The 19,951-nt window shown below is 42.9% G+C and carries 19 protein-coding genes; 18 read left to right on the top strand and 1 reads right to left on the bottom strand.

What is annotated here, in order from left to right:
- Positions 1-62 precede the first annotated feature (62 nt).
- The 15 genes from purU to HM131_RS06140 all read left to right on the top strand — a co-directional run bounded on the left by purU (position 63) and on the right by HM131_RS06140 (position 15,617).
- The gene (gene purU / locus HM131_RS06070; protein WP_085028906.1) at positions 63-953 is read left to right on the top strand and encodes a formyltetrahydrofolate deformylase; all 891 of its coding nucleotides are present in this window, start codon (positions 63-65) and stop codon (positions 951-953) included.
- Positions 954-965: 12 nt separating this feature from the next.
- Entirely contained in the window at positions 966-1,568 is a 603-nt protein-coding gene (locus HM131_RS06075) for a pyroglutamyl-peptidase I (protein ID WP_085028907.1), read from the top strand.
- 207 nt (positions 1,569-1,775) lie between these two features.
- Positions 1,776-2,072: a VanZ family protein gene (locus HM131_RS06080; protein ID WP_085028908.1), complete on the top strand. Its 297-nt coding sequence runs from the start codon at positions 1,776-1,778 to the stop codon at positions 2,070-2,072.
- Positions 2,073-2,228: 156 nt separating this feature from the next.
- Positions 2,229-3,791 (top strand): ABC transporter substrate-binding protein, encoded by a 1,563-nt coding sequence (locus HM131_RS06085; RefSeq protein ID WP_085028909.1) that lies wholly within the window; start codon positions 2,229-2,231, stop codon positions 3,789-3,791.
- 82 nt (positions 3,792-3,873) lie between these two features.
- A complete protein-coding gene (locus HM131_RS06090; protein WP_085028910.1) occupies positions 3,874-4,815 on the top strand; it encodes an ABC transporter permease in 942 nt (313 codons plus the stop codon).
- A 16-nt stretch (positions 4,816-4,831) separates the two neighbouring features.
- Positions 4,832-5,671, top strand: coding sequence for an ABC transporter permease (locus HM131_RS06095; protein ID WP_085028911.1), 840 nt, complete (start codon positions 4,832-4,834; stop codon positions 5,669-5,671).
- 16 nt (positions 5,672-5,687) lie between these two features.
- On the top strand, positions 5,688-6,716 hold the full coding sequence (locus tag HM131_RS06100; RefSeq protein ID WP_085028912.1) for an ABC transporter ATP-binding protein: 1,029 nt from the start codon (positions 5,688-5,690) through the stop codon (positions 6,714-6,716).
- Positions 6,667-7,629 (top strand): ABC transporter ATP-binding protein, encoded by a 963-nt coding sequence (locus HM131_RS06105; protein WP_085028913.1) that lies wholly within the window; start codon positions 6,667-6,669, stop codon positions 7,627-7,629. The genes HM131_RS06100 and HM131_RS06105 overlap by 50 nt, the downstream gene beginning before the upstream one ends.
- A 3-nt stretch (positions 7,630-7,632) precedes the next feature.
- The gene (locus HM131_RS06110; RefSeq protein ID WP_085028914.1) at positions 7,633-8,298 is read left to right on the top strand and encodes a DUF1028 domain-containing protein; all 666 of its coding nucleotides are present in this window, start codon (positions 7,633-7,635) and stop codon (positions 8,296-8,298) included.
- A 51-nt stretch (positions 8,299-8,349) separates the two neighbouring features.
- Positions 8,350-10,470, top strand: a complete 2,121-nt coding sequence (locus tag HM131_RS06115) for a helix-turn-helix domain-containing protein (RefSeq protein WP_085028915.1) — start codon at positions 8,350-8,352, stop codon at positions 10,468-10,470.
- A 13-nt stretch (positions 10,471-10,483) separates the two neighbouring features.
- Entirely contained in the window at positions 10,484-11,635 is a 1,152-nt protein-coding gene (locus HM131_RS06120; protein ID WP_085028916.1) for an amidohydrolase, read from the top strand.
- 192 nt (positions 11,636-11,827) lie between these two features.
- Positions 11,828-12,520 carry a coiled-coil domain-containing protein gene (locus HM131_RS21040; RefSeq protein WP_232324886.1) on the top strand — a complete coding sequence of 231 codons (693 nt, stop codon included), beginning with the start codon at positions 11,828-11,830 and terminating at the stop codon, positions 12,518-12,520.
- A gap of 180 nt (positions 12,521-12,700) precedes the next feature.
- Entirely contained in the window at positions 12,701-14,119 is a 1,419-nt protein-coding gene (locus tag HM131_RS06130) for a TcaA NTF2-like domain-containing protein (protein ID WP_232324887.1), read from the top strand.
- A 2-nt stretch (positions 14,120-14,121) separates the two neighbouring features.
- A complete protein-coding gene (locus HM131_RS06135; RefSeq protein WP_157130769.1) occupies positions 14,122-14,961 on the top strand; it encodes a zinc ribbon domain-containing protein in 840 nt (279 codons plus the stop codon).
- A 71-nt stretch (positions 14,962-15,032) separates the two neighbouring features.
- Positions 15,033-15,617 (top strand): double zinc ribbon domain-containing protein, encoded by a 585-nt coding sequence (locus HM131_RS06140; RefSeq protein ID WP_198162733.1) that lies wholly within the window; start codon positions 15,033-15,035, stop codon positions 15,615-15,617.
- A gap of 88 nt (positions 15,618-15,705) precedes the next feature.
- On the opposite strand, the gene nagE is transcribed toward HM131_RS06140, so the two are convergent.
- The gene (nagE, locus tag HM131_RS06145) at positions 15,706-17,076 is read right to left on the bottom strand and encodes an N-acetylglucosamine-specific PTS transporter subunit IIBC (protein WP_085028920.1); all 1,371 of its coding nucleotides are present in this window, start codon (positions 17,074-17,076) and stop codon (positions 15,706-15,708) included.
- 221 nt (positions 17,077-17,297) lie between these two features.
- Here nagE and nagA point away from each other — a divergent pair, with 221 nt between their 5' ends.
- Genes nagA through HM131_RS06160 form a run of 3 tightly spaced genes read left to right on the top strand, consistent with a single transcriptional unit; the run spans position 17,298 to position 19,948 of the window.
- Positions 17,298-18,467 carry an N-acetylglucosamine-6-phosphate deacetylase gene (gene nagA / locus HM131_RS06150; RefSeq protein WP_085028921.1) on the top strand — a complete coding sequence of 390 codons (1,170 nt, stop codon included), beginning with the start codon at positions 17,298-17,300 and terminating at the stop codon, positions 18,465-18,467.
- Positions 18,468-18,472: 5 nt separating this feature from the next.
- Entirely contained in the window at positions 18,473-19,198 is a 726-nt protein-coding gene (gene nagB, locus HM131_RS06155; protein WP_085028922.1) for a glucosamine-6-phosphate deaminase, read from the top strand.
- 27 nt (positions 19,199-19,225) lie between these two features.
- Positions 19,226-19,948 carry a GntR family transcriptional regulator gene (locus HM131_RS06160; RefSeq protein ID WP_085028923.1) on the top strand — a complete coding sequence of 241 codons (723 nt, stop codon included), beginning with the start codon at positions 19,226-19,228 and terminating at the stop codon, positions 19,946-19,948.
- Positions 19,949-19,951: the final 3 nt, after the last annotated feature.

Below are 19,951 nucleotides of genomic sequence, written 5' to 3' on the forward strand. Positions count from 1 at the left end.
TTCTTTATAATTAGGGTACACTCCTCTATAATTGGGGCAACACTGAGGAAAGGTGATGTTTTATGAATAACCAACAAATACAGCAATACCTGACCACCAACCAAAATAGAGCACGACTCCTTGTCAGCTGTCCGGATCAGCCGGGGATCGTTTCGGCTATCTCTACGCTATTAAGAGATCATGGAGCCAATATTGTGGAATCAAGCCAGTATACCACCCACCCTGTAGAAGGCACCTTTTTCTTGCGTATCGTTTTTGAAGCAAACGATATGAAGGCGAAAGAAAATGAAATTAGAGATGCGATCACTTCTGTTGGAGAGGAATTCTCCATGCAGTGGCGCTTGAACTTTTTACACGAATTGAAGAAGACCGCGATCTTTGCTTCGAAAGATACCACTTGTCTTCGTGAGTTGTTGTATGAGTGGGAAAGCGGCGATCTTGTCACAGATATATCTCTCGTTATCAGTAACCATGAAACAGGTCGTGAGCTGGTTGAATCATTCGGCATTCCTTTTTACTACATACCAGCGAATAAAGATATCCGTAAAGAAGTCGAGGCGAAACAGCTTGAGCTGATGGAGGAGTACGACATTGATCTGATCGTTCTTGCACGGTACATGCAGATCCTTACACCGAAGTTTGTTGCGACCTACCCTTCAAGCATTATCAATATCCACCACTCGTTTTTGCCGGCATTCGTCGGAGCAAGCCCTCACAAGCGAGCTTATGATCGCGGCGTGAAGTTGATCGGCGCAACCTCTCACTACGTGACCGATGATTTAGATGAAGGACCGATTATCGAGCAAGACGTCATTCGTGTCGATCACCGAAATAATGTTTCCGATTTGAAAAAGAAAGGTCGTTTAATTGAACGTAGTGTCCTGGCACGCGGAGTGAAGTGGCACCTTGAAGACCGTGTGATTGTGCATGAAAATAAAACGATCGTTTTCTAAAAGGAGGATTGAATGAAGAAGCTTCTATTGACCGGGTTTGAACCCTTTCTCGACTTTTCCATTAATCCTACTCAGCAAATCGTCCGGGATTTAGACGGGGAAAGGATCAATGATTTTGTAGTTAGTGGAAAAGTCTTAAGCGTTGATTATAAAAAATCAGGGGAAGAGCTTCTTCGGTATATTGAAGAAATGCAACCTGATGCCGTGGTTTCACTCGGATTAGCTGCAGGTCGTCACAAAATCACTCCTGAGCGGATCGCCATCAATTGTGATGAAAGCAAAGAAAAAGACAATCGGGGAAACACTCCTTCTGGTAGAGCCATTATTGAAAGTGGACCTGATGGCATTTTTTCAACATTACCGATTCAAGAAATCGTAGATCAGTTAAATTCAGCTGGATTGCCTGCAGAAATTTCAAATACAGCTGGAACCTACCTGTGTAACCACGTGATGTATCAAGGACTTTACTACTTTCAGAAGCTAGAGCTGGAGGTTCCTTGCGGGTTCGTCCATATGCCGGTGTCTCATGAGCTGGCTGTGGAGCATCGCGGCTTACCCAGTTGGTCACAGGGCGATTTGACGGATGCCGTGAAACAAATTATTTATGTCTTATAATGGAAGCCTCTGAGTTGAGAGATTCGGAGGCTTTTAGTATAAATCTTATTACCTCTTTCCATACTGGTTAGTAGATTAGGATAAAAGAGGTGCTCTCGTGATTAAGAGAATTGTGCTAACCATTCTTCCGATAATATATTTGATCCTCATTTGGATACAGTCGAGTCATTCAATTGATGAAATCAAGAGGTTCATAGGTGTTCAACCATGAGTATAAACATGATGCTTGAAAGCCTGCATGTGGTGGAATTTGCGTTTCTTTATCTATTAATTGTGAGTGCTCTAGTTGTAAATCGGCGGTTTTCTAAATCTACCAATTTTCTTGCCGCTATTCTTGCGATGGTTTACGGCCTTGTGGATGAAATCCATCAACTCTATGTAGTCGACAGATCTTTTACCTTCATAGACTTAGCAAAGGATTGGTTGGGTGTTTGGATTACCTGGTTGTTTGTCTATCAGATTCATTTTAAAGAGAAAAAGGAATCGGCTCCGGCTGATGCGTAGGCTGTCTTCCTGAAAGATAGTCTATTTTTTTGTGAAATTATCTGAAAAATAAATTGTATATTCGTGTTTGGTCACATATCATCACGATTCGATCTTTTATACAATTAATTTACTGTATTTTTTAAATTTACTGATAATTTTAAGAGGAGGAACAAGATGAAGAAACGTTATTGGGTATTACTACTCGTCATTTTCACAATGGTTCTATCCGGATGTCAGGATCCTACAAAGACAAGTAGTTCCGGGAATGAAGAGGGAGGAGAGTCTGCTTCTGGTGGTGAAGGGGGTACGTTGACCATCACCGACCTTACGGATGCACAAAGCTTGGACCCTCACACAGTGACGGACGCGGCTTCTATGCGGTATATCGAGAATATGTATAATACGTTGTTCCGTTATAAGGCTGATGCTTATGGGGAAGTTGAAGGAGAGCTTGTGAAAGATTACAAAGTCTCTGAAGACGGAAAAACGTACACATTCACACTCCACGAAGGGGTGAAATTCCACAATGGTGATAAACTGACGTCAGAAGATGTGAAGTATTCTATTGAACGGATAATTGATAGTGAAGTGAGAAAAGCTCAGTTCGATGCGCTGGAAAGTATTGAGACTCCATCTGAAACGGAGGTTGTTGTGACACTGAGTAAGCCGGTAGCACCATTCGTAACGTTTCTTGCAAATCCAATGAATGCGATCGTAAATCAGACGATTGTTGAAGAGAATGATGGAGATCTATCCAACGCGGATGCGGGAAGCGGTGCTTTTCAACTAGTCAAGTGGACGAAGGACCAGGAAATGGTGCTTGAGAAATTCGAAGATTACTATAAAGAAGATTTACCATACTTAGATAAAGTTGTTTGGCGTTCAATTCCAGATGAAACGGCTCGTTCGACAGCCATTCGTAATGGAGAAATCGATATTATTTTGCAAGCGGAACCAAAAGACATCGAACTCATGGAAAAAGCTGAAGGTGTTAATGTTGAGAGTGTTCCAGGAACGTATTGGGAGTACATTGGACTGAATACGGATGAAGGACCGCTGGCAGAGAAGAAAGTCCGTCAGGCGATTGCCTGGGCGACTGATCGCGGTGCTATTAATGAAGCAGTTAAATTCGGAAAAGCCTCTCCACTTCTAAGTGGTAATATTCCTGAAAATCACTGGGCTCATTTAGAAGAAGAGATTTATCCAGAACCGGATCTTGAAAAAGCGAAGCAATTGCTTGAAGAAGCAGGTTATGGTGACGGGTTAGATCTGAAGATGAAGGTGGGTACGAACCAATATCAAATCGATGCGGCGCAAGTGATCAAGCAACAGTTGAAAGAAGTAGGGATCAATGTTGAAGTCGTCTCTCAAGAGAAAAGTGTCTTCTTTGAAGCTCTAGGCTCTGGTGACTTTGAAATGACAGTTGTCGGCTGGGTCGGTTTTGTCGATCCAGATGAGTTCTTGTACAACATATTCCACACGGATGGCAAGTACAATCAGCAAAATTACTCTAATCCTGAAGTAGACAAGCTGCTTGAACAAGGCCGTGCAGAAATGGATCAAGAGAAGCGTAAGGAAATCTATGACCAAGCTCAAAAAATCATTGCTGAAGATGCACCAATGGTCTTCCTTTATGCAAACCCGCATATTTCAGCAATTCGTGAGCGAGTCAAAGGCTTTGAAGTGGCTCCTACTGTAACGACTAAATCACTTGAAAAAACGAAAATCGAAGAATAAGAAAAGGGGAAAAGCGACCTTGACTTAAGGCCGCTTTTTCCTTCATCCATAGCCATTCTACTGTGCGGGAGGGAGAAATAAGGTGATTCAATACGTTATTAAGCGGCTGCTCATTTCCATTCCTGTTTTGTTCGGGATTTCGATCGTAGCTTTCTTCATCGTCAGACTTGTACCAGGAGATACAGTAACAGCAATGCTCGGTAACAGCTATACGGAAAGTCAGGCAGAAGCGTTACGAGCAAAATATGGATTAGATAAACCGCTTATCCAGCAATATTTACTTTGGTTAGGCAATGTAGTCAAAGGTGATTTCGGTTATTCACAATTTACGAACACACCGGTCTTACAGGCGATATTAGCTCGATTACCAATTACGATTGAACTTGCGATTTTAAGTGTAGTCATTGCAGTGGTCCTGGCTATTCCTCTTGGAACGATTGCCGCTTTACGCAGGAACAGCAAGTTCGATTATGGTGCCAGCTTTTTCGGAATGCTCGGTATATCCATCCCGAACTTTTGGCTGGGGACATTAATGATCCTTTTCTTATCGTTATATGCGGGCTGGTTTCCTTCAGGAGGCTTTGTCGGGCTGTATGAAAGTGTATGGGGTAACTTAAAAAGCATGCTTTTACCGGCTATTGCCCTCGGGACCGCTGTCGGTGCGGTTGCGATGCGGATGACACGCTCGTCCATGCTTGAGGTGACCAATCAGGAATACATTAAAATGGCACGTGCAAAAGGAGTCTCTAACCAGCGCCTCATCTGGAAGCATGCGATTAAAAACGCATTGATCCCCGTCGTGACTGTCCTGGGGATTCAGACCGGGTATTTACTCGGCGGCTCTGTTGTCATTGAACAGATTTTCGGTTTGCCAGGTGTCGGTCAGCTTGCCCTGGCGGCTATCACGAACCGGGATTACGCTCTACTGCAAGGAACGATTTTGTTTATCGCAAGCGCTTTTGTTCTTGTAAATCTGATTGTCGATATCATTTACGGATTCCTGAATCCGCAAATTCGTTACTAGGAAGGAGGGATCATAGGTGTCAGACCTATGGTATCAATTAAAGAAGAATAAAATTGCGATGTTCGGATTGTTCATGACATTGGTTTTGATGATCCTCGCCATTGCTGCTCCCATTGTAGCTCCCTATGACCCGTATAAAATGGCACCAGAAGCAAGGCTTGCCGGACCTAGTCTTGCTCACTTACTGGGTACTGATCAGTTCGGTCGGGATATTTTGAGTCGGATCATATACGGAACAAGAATTTCACTACAAGTGGGCATTATCTCCGTTGGTCTTTCCCTCGTACTTGGGACGATCATCGGTGTTGTCGCTGGTTATTACGGTAAATGGGTGGATGCAGCGCTGTCCCGGTTGACAGATGTCATGTTCGCATTTCCTGATATTTTGCTTGCTCTAGTCATTATGGCGATCCTGGGTCCAAGTCTAACGAACTTGATGATTGCTGTAGGAATCGTCTATACTCCAATTTTTGCCCGGATTGCACGAGGATCCGTTCTTGCTAATAAAAATTCGCTTTATATTGAAGCCGCAAAGTCCATGGGTGTCAGCAACTTGAAAATCATGTGGAAGCACATTCTTCCGAACAGTATGGCCCCGCTGATCGTACAGGTTACCTTATCGTTTGCATTCGCGATTCTTGCAGAAGCTGCGCTCAGTTTCCTTGGATTAGGTGTTTCTCCAGATACGCCTTCTTGGGGAATTATGCTTAGTGAAGGGAAAGATTGGATGGAATCCGCCTGGTGGATCGCTGTCTTCCCTGGTATTGCGATTACGTTAGCGGTCTTCAGTTTCAATGTTATGGGAGATGGACTACGTGACGCGCTGGACCCTCGCCTGAAAAATGAGTCAGCGTAAGAAAAGGAGAGATTCGATGTCTGATTACATTATGGAAGTCAATGATTTGAAGACCCATTTTCACACGAAAAAAGGCGTCGTCAAAGCCGTTGACGGAGTCAGTCTCAAAGTGAAAAAAGGAGAGATTCTCGCTGTTGTTGGAGAATCTGGCTGCGGAAAAAGTGTGACGTCCCAATCGATTATGCGACTAGTTGGGGACAAGAAAAGTGAAGAGGTTACTGGGGAAGTGCTTTATCACGGTCAAGATCTTTTGAAAAAGTCGAACTTAGAGATGCAAAAGATTCGCGGAAAAGATCTTTCGATGGTTTTTCAGGACCCGATGACCTCTTTGAATCCAGCCTATACGGTTGGAACACAGATTTCAGAAATGCCGATCATTCATGAGAAGAAAGATAAGAAATCCGCTTGGAAACGTGCGGTGGAAATGTTGACAAAGGTCGGGATCCCGTCACCAGCCAAGCGGGCCGAGCAGTATCCTCACCACTTCAGTGGAGGGATGCGTCAGCGTGGGGTGATTGCTATGTCGCTCGCTTGTGACCCTGATCTGATCATTGCCGATGAGCCCACGACCGCGCTTGATGTTACGATTCAGGCCCAAGTGCTGGATATTTTAAAAGGATTGAGAGATGACACCGGTACAGCCATCGTTATGATCACTCACGATTTAGGAGTTGTTGCAGAACTTTGTGACCGGGTCGCTGTCATGTACGCAGGAAAAATCGTAGAGGAAGGCACAGTGGAGGATATTTTTGATCGTCCTAAACATCCCTACACGCAAGGACTATTGAACTCAGTTCCCCGACCTGGCAAACGAGAGCGACTGGAGCCCATTGAAGGACAGCCGCCAAACCTGCACGACCTGCCAGAAGGGTGCCGATTTGCGGATCGCTGCCCATTCGTGATGGATCAATGCTTAGAAAAACAACCAGCTCTTATGCCTTCCGAGTCGGAGCAACATACCGTGGCTTGCTGGTTAGAAGAGGAGGATAACAACGATGACAACGGAAGAAATCGTACGGGTCGAAGGGTTGAAGAAGTACTTTAATATTTCTAATGGATTGTTTCGAAAAAAGAGTACGGTTAAAGCCGTGGACGACATCAGTTTTTCAGTTCATAAAGGGGAGACATTAGGAATCGTAGGTGAATCCGGATGTGGGAAATCAACGACAGGTCGTTTGTTGATGCGATTGTTGGATGCCACCGACGGCTCGATCTATTTTGAAGGAGAAAACATCCTCGATTGGGATAAAAAAGAGCTGAAAAAGCGACGTCGGGACTTTCAAATGATCTTTCAGGATCCGTTTGCCTCGTTAAATCCTCGGATGACCGTCATGGATGTCATTGAGGAACCGTTGACAACGGTCGGGATGCCAAAAAAGGAACGGAAGGAACGAGTCCATAAATTGCTTAAGGATGTCGGGATTCCGGAGAGCTATAAGGATCGTTATCCACATGAGTTTTCTGGAGGTCAGCGTCAACGGATCGGGATTGCGCGTGCGCTAGCTTTAAAGCCGAAGTTCATTGTTGCTGATGAGCCGGTTGCAGCTTTAGACGTCTCCATTCAAGCGCAGGTCATTAACCTTTTGATGGACTTGCAGGAAGAATACAATTTTACGTATTTATTCATCGCCCACGACTTGAGTGTCGTACAGTATATCAGTGACCGTGTTGGGGTTATGTACCTTGGTCAGATGATGGAGCTGGCCGAGAGTGACGAGATTTATGATAAACCTCTGCACCCCTATACAAAAGCACTTATGTCCGCGATTCCCGTGCCTGATATCCATGTACAAAGAGAAAGAATTCCACTCGAGGGAGAGGTTCCGAGTCCCGATAATCCCCCGACAGGGTGCCGTTTTCATACCCGTTGTCCCATTGCGACTGAACAATGTAAACGGGAAGTTCCGGAATTCAGAGAAATAAAAAATGGTCATTATGTGGCCTGTCATGAGGTGTAATCTATGAAACTAAATACTTTTTCTATTATAGCCCGCTGTCCTGATACTGGAAATTTTGGCGGGGCTGTAGCGACTTGTTTCCCTGGGGTCGGGGCTTATTCACCCCATATCGAACCGAATGTGGGAGCGGTTGTTACTCAAGGGTGGGTTAATCCTCCACTAGGTCAAGAAGGGCTCGATCACCTCAAACAAGGCAGAACGGCGAATGAAACACTGAACCATCTATTGCTGGATGACCCAGGTAAAGAACTTCGCCAAGTTTCAGTCATGGATTCCTACGGCAATTGTGCTGCTTATACTGGAGTTGAAAACGACGGCTACAAAGGTCATCGGATCGGTGATCAATACTCTATTCAAGGAAACTTGTTAACGGGACCAGAGGTGATTGATGACATGGCTGCTGCCTTCGAAAATTCTTCAGGGCCCTTAGCAGAACGCTTGCTTACAGCTCTAGAAGCGGCGGACGCAGCAGGCGGAGATGTGAGAGGCAAGCAGTCATCCGCTGTCAAAGTGGTGGCTGTCGATCAATATCCATTTGTTGATTTTCGGGTCGATGATCATGAAGAACCTGTTAGAGAATTACGCCGAATCTATGAGAAGAACAAATCGGTCTTGATTGAACGCTATTATGAATGGATTGATGCAGTGAAGGAAGGTACAGTCTTTTAAGAATTTTCTTTTTTCGACAATCTCTTCTATAGTTGAAGATGAGGTGGGGCGATGAAAACAGAGTTGTTAAACCAGTTGAAAAATCAATTCTATCAGGATCAAATCTACTTAATCGATAAAGAATCTAGAAAGGCGATCTCTGGAAGAGTAAACTTTATCAACGTAACCAGTTGGATTGACATATGTCTGGAGAGTCAAGAATCGGTTATTCATTTGTCTCCAACCATGCAAGGTTTCCAGTATGAAGATATCATTGTCGTTCTTTCAGGTTCAAAAAACTATAACGAAAAAGAAGCGTATGACTATTTCCATCAATATGAGCCGTGGCTGAAATTACTGATGAATTATATGAAGGATCAAGAGAAGCAAAACTCTCTTGATCTATTGATGGATGTCGCTCATACGCTTGCTTCTCGTATGTATGAGGACAACATATTGGACATCATTATAGAGTCTGTCGTTGATGCTCTTTCTGCAGCTGACACAGGCTTTTTGTTCTTACACGACGACAGGCTTGACAAACTTCTTGTTCAATCCGCTGTCGGCTTTAAAGAACAGAGCTATAAGAAAACGAGATTAAGAGTAGGTGAAGGTGTCAGCGGCATGGTGTTCCAACATGGGAAGTCTATGATGATCCATGGGGAAAAAGAAATCGCCGAAACGATGGGCAATATGTCTGAAGCCAACTTTCAATATTACATTGACTCGACAATAGATAAAGCATTCCCGGACAGCATGATCTCTGTTCCCTTGCGCTTCCAGTACGAGACGATTGGCGTACTGACGATCGATAGTTTCAAGGTCAACAGCTTTTTCTCCGAGCAGGATTTAGAACTACTGGAATCGCTTGCCGACCACGTAGCGATTGTCATTACCCATTCGAAACTTTATAAGCAGGAACGTAAGCAGCGGAAAGAATTGCAACAAACTCACCAGGCTTTAAGAAAAGAACATCTAACCATGCAACGTACAACAGATTTTCACCACCAGCTAACCAACATTGCGGCCCGAGGAGAAGGTGCCGATGCTATTGTGCGTACATTGAAGCGTATGGTCCGCTATCCTTTTGCTATCTATGATTCGTTACTAAAACCTTTTTACATTGACAACGAAGCGAAAGATAAGCATTTGCCGGAGAAGTTCTTAAATCATGATCGTGTGAAAAAGGTCATATCGACGAACAAGTGGCAGCAAATGACTACGGAAGGAGAAGAGCGTTTAGTCGTTCTTCCAGTAGTTGGTGTGGATTCGATGTGGGGATTTCTTTGTGTGTGGATCGACTCCGCTGACTTCTTTGAAAATGATATTGTTTTGTTCGAATACGGGGCTACGGTGTTGTCCTTAGAACTAACTAAGCAGGATGCCATTCGAGAAGCTGAGAATAGAGCGAAGGGTGAACTTGTTGAAGGAGTACTTGCTGGTGAAATGACTCCTTCACTTGAGTCACAGGCTTCAAACCTGGGATTTTCCCCATCGGATTATTATGTAATGGTCTTGTGTAAGATTGACCCTGCATTAGTTGAAAACGCTGGAATGGTTCAAGATGCAAGAAGGCAGAAAGATGAGGTTGTGGAGTTAATAGAGCACGCCTTAGCTGTCCATCGAATTAATGGCATTGTTTCAATGAACAGCTCTTATCTATTTGCCATGGTCAGCTTCCCGGATGGAGAAGGGAAAATGGCTGCAAGAGAAAACATCAAACCTTTTGTTCATCAAATGGAAAAGACGTCTGCCCCGATTAAGCTGGGAGTCGGTCGAGTACATAAAAACTTGTCAAGATTGAATCACTCGTATAAAGACGCAGAAAAATGTATTCAGCTTCTTGAAAATCAGCCAGGAAAAAAAGTAATGAGTTTTATCGAAGCTGGAATTTATCGTTTCTTTTTACAGCATAGCGAAGAAGAACTCGATCTCTATGTTTCTGATATTCTTGGGCCATTAATTCAATATGATCATAAGAAAAACGGTGAGCTAATTCAAACATTAATCACATATATTATGCATGATAAGGATTTACGAAAAATTACAGAACAGCTGAATATTCATGCAAACACGCTCTATTATCGAATCAAACGGATCCAGGATATCCTTGAGCTTGATTTTGACGACTCAGGAGATTGGTTCAATGTTCAGCTTGCCTGTCAAGTCTATAAATATATCAACGAGAAATAGGGAGGGAAAGCAAATGCTAGCCATACAAAATGTCACCATCATCCCTGTCACAGGTCCTCCTATTAATCATGCGACTCTAATTATTGAGAACGGAAAGGTTAAGTTCTTTGGAAATGGGAGTATCGATGTTTCAGGTTGTGAGGAGATTATTAATGGAGAAGAGAAAATACTTACTCCTGGTTGGATCGATGCTCATACCCATTTAGGAATAGATGAAGAAGGGTATGGTTGGGAAGGTGCAGACTTTAATGAAACATCTGAGGCGATGACACCTCACCTGCGAGCGATTGACGGTGTGAATCCGTGTGATCAGGGTTTTGTAGATGCTATCCAGGCGGGGATTACAACAGCCCAAGTTTTGCCTGGGAGTGCGAATGTTATTGGCGGCTTGACCGCTGTTGTAAAAGTAAAGCCCAGCGCAGTCGTTGAGAATATGGTTATGAAAGAAGAAGCAGGACTGAAAATGGCCTTAGGAGAAAATCCGAAAAAGTTTCATGGTCAACAAGGAAGAGCACCTGTGACTCGAATGGGTGTAGCTGCAATGATTCGGGAGAGTTTTGTTAAAGCTTCCCATTATTTAGAAACAGATCAGCCCCGCAATTTGAGACTGGAGGCGATCGGAAAAGTGCTCGAGCGAAAACTCCCTCTTTGTGTACATGCTCATCGTGCTGATGATATTATGACGGCTATCAGGATTGCCAATGAGTTTGAGATTGACTTACATGTCGAGCATGTCACAGAAGGGCATAAGATTGCTCAGCATCTTAAAAAGTATAAGGAACGCTATAAATTTTCGGTAGGGCCAACATTATCAAGTCGAAAAAAAGTCGAGCTAGGAAACATTTCGTGGGAAACCTATTCAACCCTTGATGAGCATGGAGTTCCTTTTGCAATTATTACCGACCATCCCGTTATCCCTATTGGTCAGCTTCAAACATCGACTCAGCTCGCCGTAAAGGCTGGGCTTGATGGTAATGTCGCCTTGGAAGGTGTAACCATTCGGGCGGCAGAGGTATTAGGAGTCGCAGATCGGATAGGTAGTATTGAGGTTGGAAAAGATGCGGATTTCGTCCTATGGGACAAGCATCCAATTAAAGAAAATGGCCGTGCAGTAATGACCTTTGTGGACGGCGAGATGGTCTACAAAGAAGAATCGTCTATATAAGAGTATCAAAGGAGAAACCCGTCATCTGACGGGTTTTTTATTTTGAAAAGCAGAAATCCCTAAATCATCTCCTCAGGTCATCCAGAATCTGGATGACCTGAGGAGGTAATTTATTCCTTTAATTCAAAGAATGTTTCTTTGAGTGGCGCTGTATAATGATGTATCAAAACTGAATAGCAGGGAGAGGAATGGATGAAATATGTAAAGATTTCAGGGTACATCCTTGGTGTTCTTGTTATTTTCCTAGTAGGAATTATGATCGGTAAAACCGGGGCAGAGACGACGTTGAATAATATGAAAGTGGATATAAAAGCAATGGAGGAAGAAGCAATATCAGCTAACAAGCAAATGGACCAACTTGATGAAGAATTGAAGACTTTACAAACTGATAAAAAGGAGACCCTCACGCTGATTGATCAGAAAGAAGAATTAGAAAATGAAGTAGCGGCTCTGCAAAAGGAATTAGATAATACTCAGTCCACTTTAGATGAAGAACTTAAAGTTGGAAGAGAGGCAATTGAAAGTAAGCTGAAAAAAGAAAATGATAAACTTACTAATTTAGAGAATGAGGTGAAGGCACTTCAATCCCAGGTCGATGAGAAAAAGAAAGAAATGGACCGATTGACAGGAGAACTGAAAAAAGCGAAGGATGAGCCAAGAACGTTGATTGCTGGCCAATATGTTGTTGGTAAAGACTTACCTGCTGGACGCTATCAGGTGACGAACATAGGGGATGGGACAAACTTTTTCGTTTACGACAGCAGCGGATATCCAACCGTCAATACGATCCTTGGGGAAGATTTTTATGGGGACTACGTGTTTTTTACAGATGATGGAGATCAAATTGAAACACACGGCAAAGTAAAATTAATACCTGTAGAGTAACAAAACCCCGGACTGAGTGACTCTCAGTCCAGGGTTTTTACATGAATTGGAAAATGTGGAGGGTTAATTTGTAGAAATGGTTATGAACAGAGTCTAAGTAATCATACATATAAACGCGTCGTAATGTTAAAGGAGGGGGGATCAGATGCACTCCATCCAAATAGAAAGGAGAGTTGTGTTTTGAAATTTTGTACGGGGTGTGGCCACCGATTGGGGGATGACTCATCTTTTTGCACAGAGTGCGGAATGAAACAAGGAAATCATACAGGAGGAAGTAATGGTTCTTCGGAGGATGTGACATCCAATATTATTAAGAAGCCGATGTCCAGAAGAGCTAAGGTTGTATGGATATCCGTTGGCTCGCTTATAGGATTAATAGTCATAGCTCACTTCATTATCACGTCCATGATCCATCCCGTGAAAGATATCCAGTCGATGGACCGGGCAATAACAGAAGGCGATGCTAAAGCTTTTTTTGAAGAAGTGACTTTGGACGACTCAGCTCTTATTCATAAGGAAGAGTTTCTGCGTTTTATTGAATACTCGGGCTGGGAGGATGTCCGGGAGCAGATGTCTCATGTCATTGAGGATGAGGGAGCATCAGATTTTGATAAAAAAATTTATGACTCCTATGGGAATGAGTTGTTCGTCATGAAAAAGGTTACGGTGGTGCCGGGGTTTTACCATACATACGAAATAGAAGCTGCTCCTAATCAATTACTCTTAACGACGAATGTAAGCCCCTCCACTTTTACCATTGATAAAGAAAAAATGGAAGTGAAGAAGACGAAAGAACATCATAAATTTTTGAAGCTTTATCCAGGAACTTATCAGCTTACGGGGGAAGCCTCCAATGAGTTCGGAGAGTTTACAATCTCTCAGGAAGTTGTAGTGGATACCCTTGGAAGAGGAGACTTTTCGGTTGATGCGGCCTTTCCTGAAGAAACATACACAATTCTAACCAACCATCCTGATGCTAATCTTTTCGTAAATGGAAAGAGTACGAAGAAAAAACTGTCTGAATTTAAGACATTAGGTCCTTTTCCGAAAGATCAAGAAGTGAACCTGCATGCCGAATGGAAAAATAAAGACGGAGACATTTTGAAAACTGAACCTGTCACCCAAAACAGCGCTTTTTGGGGTGAATTAAATTTTGTCTTTGAAGATGCCTATGAGGATGTCAACGATCCTCCTCTGGAAGAACAGACTGCTACAAGTGAAGCATTTGAGGAAGAGGCAGAAAGGCTTGTTTTGGATTTCCGTGACGCTTATGAAAGTGCATTGAACGCTACGGATTTCAGCATTATTTCTCCTTACTTATTATCTGGTAGTAAAGCAGAGGAAGAACTGATGGAATACATCGATGGACTTGTAAACAATGAATTTACTTATGAGTTTGTAGATAATGAGATTCTATCAGTCGAATCTGCAAGTGGAAATGGAATGGTTGTCAAAACGAACGAAATCTTTATTTTTACCAATAATGAAGGTGCTCAAACTCATTATGACCGTAAAAAAGACTACTATTTGCAAGAAGTCTCAGGTGAGCTGAAAATTAATCGGATTGATATTAAAGAAACGGAGCGTAGTGATCTATAAGGGTGACCACCATTAAAAATAGAAAGGAAAGTGATACGATGTATTGTTCAGTTTGTGGGGCTGAGATAGAAAAAGAAGCCAACTTTTGCGGGGGATGCGGAGCTTCCTTGACACAAGAAGAAGCCAAAGACATACAGGATTCAAATGCTCAGCAAGAGCAACAAGCTCAGCAAAGAATACCAATGAGTTCAGCTCAGAGAGAGAATAGTGAGTTTACGGGCAAAATGAAATTAATTAGTAAGCAGTTCTTCCATTTTACATCACAGACCTTTAAAGCACCCTTCAGCGTGAGTCGCCAGATAAATGACCGTGATTTTACCAGTGGAATCATTGCAAATGTATTGTTGGCATTTTTTATCTCTTTTATTTTTTATTTAATGATGAGAGATATGAGCAGTGGATTTGTGGATGTTCCCTTCTTTTCAACCGTTTTTCAACCGTTCTTCTATATCCTGATTTTTCTAACTGTATTTATAGCCGTTAATTTTGGAATTGCAAAAATGATGAAGGTGGATGTTACATTTCGGGGTGTGATCGCAAAATTTGGTTCCTTAAATGCAATATCCGTATCGTTTTTCTTTTTATCCAGTTTGTTTGGACTACTATCTTTAAACACTTTTAGTACCTTCTTATTTTTTATTGGATTGAGTTTGTTCGGTATATCTACAGTCGTTCTATTATTCACACTTAATGCAGAAAAATCGACAAATGAAGGACTTGATGTATTTTACGGGTTGTTCATTTCGAACCTAACCATGGCGGTAATCTACTTTTTAGTATGGATGAGTATTTTTGAAAGAATTGTAGATGAAGTAAGAAATGTACCATTTGGCATGTTCTAAGACTGATGGAATAAATGTGGAGGGTTACTCATTCAAGGGTGTGTTTCTTTTTCCGTAAAAGGAGGACTCTTATGAAACCTTGCGTAGCATGTGGAGAGGAATTGGAGGAGAAAAAGAAGTTCTGCAATCGGTGCGGCGCCCAGCAGGAGTGTCTCGATTGTGGGTATTCTTTAGAGGGAGAGGCTCGTTTTTGTCCCGAATGCGGTGCGGCGATTTTGACACGTGAGGATCAAGTAATACATGAAGCAGGATTTAGAAAAATTCCGACTTTCGCCTGGGTGATTGGAGTAATAGCCATCGTTGCCATTATTCTTCAGCTCTTTTACTCCAATACAAATGCTTTTCAATCACTTATGACCCCTGAACAAACCGTAAGAAATTTTTTTAATGACTTTGCTGATGGAGAGATGGAAGATGCAAGTGATTATCTCCACTCGGATATAAAAAGAGATTTCGTGTATGGAGCCGAAGGTTTTGCCCCTCCTAACGCTTCTGTAAGAATTGTTGATATACAAAAGGAGCAAAGCGGAGACTTCGCAACCGTTGATGTCAAGGTAAATATCTACCCTGAACCTTACTATGAAGATAACCCGGTCAATGTCATTGCTGAACTAGAGAGAGTCGACGGGAAGTGGCTAATCTATGACATGAATTGAGAACAGCTGAAATATGGAAATAATTAACCCCTCAGGTCATCCAGATTCTGGATGACCTGAGGGGTTAATATTTTATACGTAATCTAAATTAGCTTTCATGAGAACGGCGCATTGCATCTGCAACAAACTCAACCTGAGTCCCTACAATGATCTGCAAGTTATTGCCCCCAGGCTTCATTATGCCTTTTGCTCCGTGTTGTTTCAGTGAAGCTTCATTTACTCGGCTCAAATCTTTAATCTGTAAACGCAGGCGAGTTGCACAACTGTCAACGGAGCTGATATTATCTTTTCCGCCTAAGTCTTTGATAAATTGATCGGCCATATGTTGATATTTATCTCCGCCTTGCTGCGTACTGTCTTCAACGATCGTATCTTCGTCTTCACGTCCTGGTGTTTTCAAATTAAGTTTGACGATCAGGAAGTAGAAGATGATGAAATAAATGACCCCAAAGGCCAGTCCTTGTACAAGGAGAAGGGCTGGTTTTTCAGCAATTCCATAATTCAATGCATAATCAAGGAAACCTGCTGAGAATCCGAATCCATGACGAATGTCGAGCCAGAATGCGACAATCATGGATAGTCCAGTCAGTACAGCGTGTACAAAATACAACAGTGGTGATAAGAACATGAATGAGAATTCGATTGGCTCTGTGATCCCAGTTAAGAACGAGGTCAGAGCGATACCAATCATACCACCTGAGATCGCTTTTCGTTTCTCTTTTTTAGCCGCAGCGATAATCGCAAAGGCGGCTGCTGGAAGTCCGAACATCATAATTGGGAAGAATCCAGCCATAAAGTATCCGGCTGTTGGGTCTCCCGCGAAGAAACGTCCGATTTCCCCCGTAGCTCCTTCATATTCTCCGAAAACGAACCAAATCAGTGTGTTAAGCACGTGGTGCAACCCAACTGGAATTAAAATACGGTTTAAGAATCCGTACAAGCCGACACCAGTAGCACCTGCTCCTAGGATCCATTCCCCAAGCGCATTGATTCCTTCTTGAATTGGTGGCCATACAAACCCGAATATACCAGCAAGCGCTACCATGACGGCACCTGTCACTATAGGGACGAAGCGACGCCCGCCGAAGAAGCCTAACCATTCAGGCAGTTTAATATCATAGAACCGATTATACAATACCCCTGCAATAACCCCTGCGAGTATTCCTCCCAAGACTGACATATTAATATCTTCATTGATGGCTTTAGCGCCTTCCGTCAGAACAAAATAACCAATGGCACCTGCAAGACCTGCAGCACCATTTCCATCTTTGGCTAAACCGATCGCGACACCAATAGCAAATATGAGTGCAAGATTAGCGAATATCGCGTTACCGGCAGCAGCCATAAATGGGATATTAAACAAGTCTTCTTGTCCAAGACGGAGCAATAGAGCAGCCGCTGGCAGGGCAGCAACAGGCAGCATGAATGCTTTACCTATTCGTTGAATGAAGTTAAACATTTTCGAACCCCTTTCTGTAATGGTGATGTAGTTAAATCTGTTAACGCTTCCAAACAAAATGTACCATATAAATTTATAGTTGTCTATACCATTAAATCACTAAAAATCATTGTTTGTGCAGCATTTATAGGTATATTGTTATAGAAAAGTTTAAGTGGTATAGACAACCTGGAAGCATCCTGCTATGCTATAAACAAATAGACGGAAATCAGGTGATCAAGATGCGAAAGCTAGTGACTGGTGGAACAGTCGTTACCGAAACGGGAATGATTGAGAACGGGTATATCCTTATCGTGGACGGACAAATTGTTGATTATGGTCATAAGGAAAATACTCAAAAAGATGTGGATGAAGTTTTCGAATTAAATGAAACAGACATCATTATGCCAGGATTCATTGATATTCACATTCATGGAGCGGCCGGACATGATACCATGGATGCGACTGAAGAGGCGCTAAGAGTAATGGCTGAAACTCTTCCAAAAGAAGGAACAACCAGTTTTCTTGCGACGACGATAACTGATACAGACGAACATATAACAGATGCTTTACGAAATGCAGCAAAGTTCAGCAAGACGGATTATGATGGAGCGGAAATGCTTGGGGTCCATTTAGAAGGCCCTTTTATTAGTCTTCAACATGCCGGTGCCCAGCCGGAATCGTGCATCATTCCATCTTCTATAGAACTTTTCGAAAAATGGCAAAAGGCAGCTGAGGGACTGATTCGTGTTGTCACCCTCGCTCCTGAAGAAAAAAATGGGATGGAACTCGTCCGATATTTGGGAGATAACGATGTTATTCCTTCCATCGGGCATAGCCATGCGACTTTTGATGAGGTAAGCGAAGCCGTTAACCACGGTCTCAAACATGCGACTCACCTGTTTAACGCAATGAGGCCGATGCACCACAGGGAACCAGGAGTCGTCGGAGCGGTTTTCCTTAACGCATCCCTACTTGCAGAAATCATATTTGACCGTATTCATGTAACAAATGAGATGGTTCGGCTTGCTTATCGTACCCTAGGGAGTGATCGGATGATGCTAATCACGGATTCCATGCGTGGGAAGTGTCTGCGAGAAGGAACGTACGACCTTGGTGGACAAGAGGTAACGATTAATGGAGGAGAAGCTCGACTTGCCAACGGGACACTTGCAGGAAGTGTGTTGAAAATGAGCGATGCCGTCCGCCATTTAAGTTCTTTTGAAGAGAGCTCGGAATTAGACGTGATGAAGATGGCTTCCTGGAATGCAGCTAAATCGTTAGGGGTCGATGATCGTAAGGGAAGTATTAAAAAAGGCAAAGATGCGGACTTAGTGGTTTTAGACTCCGAACTTAGTGTAAAACAAACCTTCTGTAGAGGGAATAAAGTCAATCATGATAAAATGGGGTGAGTAGAATGAAAATCATTAAAGTATCGGACTATGAAGAAATGAGCCGTAAGAGTGCGAAGATGTTTTATCAGATGATCGATCAACAGCCAAACATACGCTTAGGACTAGCGACAGGAAGCACGCCGATCGGTTTCTATAAATATTTGACTGAATTTCTACAAGCAGAAGAAACGGATGTTTCTAAGCTTCTGTCGTTTAATTTGGATGAGTATATTGGGCTTGATCCTCAGTCTCCGCAAAGCTTTTATACATTTATGAAGGAGCATTTCTATCAGCCCCTTGGTCTTAATCAGGGCCAAACTTTTATCCCGGACGGAAGTGTGTCTGATCCAGATGAGGAGAGTAAGCGCTACGAACAGCACATTCGTGAGGCGGGTGGAATAGATGTACAGCTCCTGGGCGTAGGTACAAACGGACATATCGGATTTAATGAGCCTGGAACTCCTTTCAATCAGCGGACTCACCAAGTAAAATTGAAGGAATCTACAAGAGATGCAAACGCTCGCTTTTTTGACTCCAAAGAGGACGTTCCGACACATGCGATCACAATGGGGATAGGGACCATTCTGGATGCGAAAAAAGTCGTCCTGCTTGCAAGTGGTGAAAGAAAAGCAGACGCAATTTATCAGCTTGTAAATGGTGAAGTGAGTGAGGACTGGCCAATTACGGCACTTAAAAATCATCCGGATGTGACGCTTTTTGTTGATAAAGATGCAGCTGCTCAATTGTGAACTGACTACTAAACGGAGTGAGTAGATATGATAGATAAGCAATCCCCAATCCCGATTTATTATCAAATTCAAGAACATTTACGATCGATGATTGAGAACAAAGAATTGAAACCAGGAGAGGCTATCCCTTCAGAGAGGGAGTTAGCTGAAAAGTATGAAATCAGCCGCATGACGGTTCGCCAGGCGATTACAAATCTGGCCAATGAAGGTTTGCTTGTCCGTGAAAAAGGAAAGGGCAGCTTCGTTGCCGAGAAAAAAATAGAACAGCCGCTCATGCAGCTGACAAGTTTTTCAGAAGATATGCGGAGAAGGGGTATTGAACCTGGAACACTCGTAAAAGAGTTTCAAATTGTAAAAGCTTCTGTAAAAATAAGCGAAGAACTGCAGCTTCCTGAAGGAGAAGAGATTTATCAATTGAATCGCCTTCGCCTTGGTGACGGGGAGCCGATGGCTTATGAAATTCTAAGTTTACCAAAGGAAAAGCTCCCCCTTATTTCCGAGGAAATTGTCAAAGGGTCGTTTTATAACTATATAGAAAAAGAGATGGGGCTATCGATTGAGCGGGCCGTCCAGTCCTTTGAACCTTCCTTAGCTACGGAGCTTGAGAGTGAAATGCTGAATATCGAAGTCGGTTCTCCAGTATTATTATTGCGGCGGACTACTTACTTGAGCGATGGTTCCCCTTTTGAACACGTCAAATCAACGTATAGAGGCGACCGTTATAAATTCGTCGCCGAGATGAAGCGTTAGAAA

It is taken from the genome of Halobacillus mangrovi (assembly GCF_002097535.1).
Taxonomy (GTDB): Bacteria; Bacillota; Bacilli; order Bacillales; family Halobacillaceae; genus Halobacillus; species Halobacillus mangrovi_A.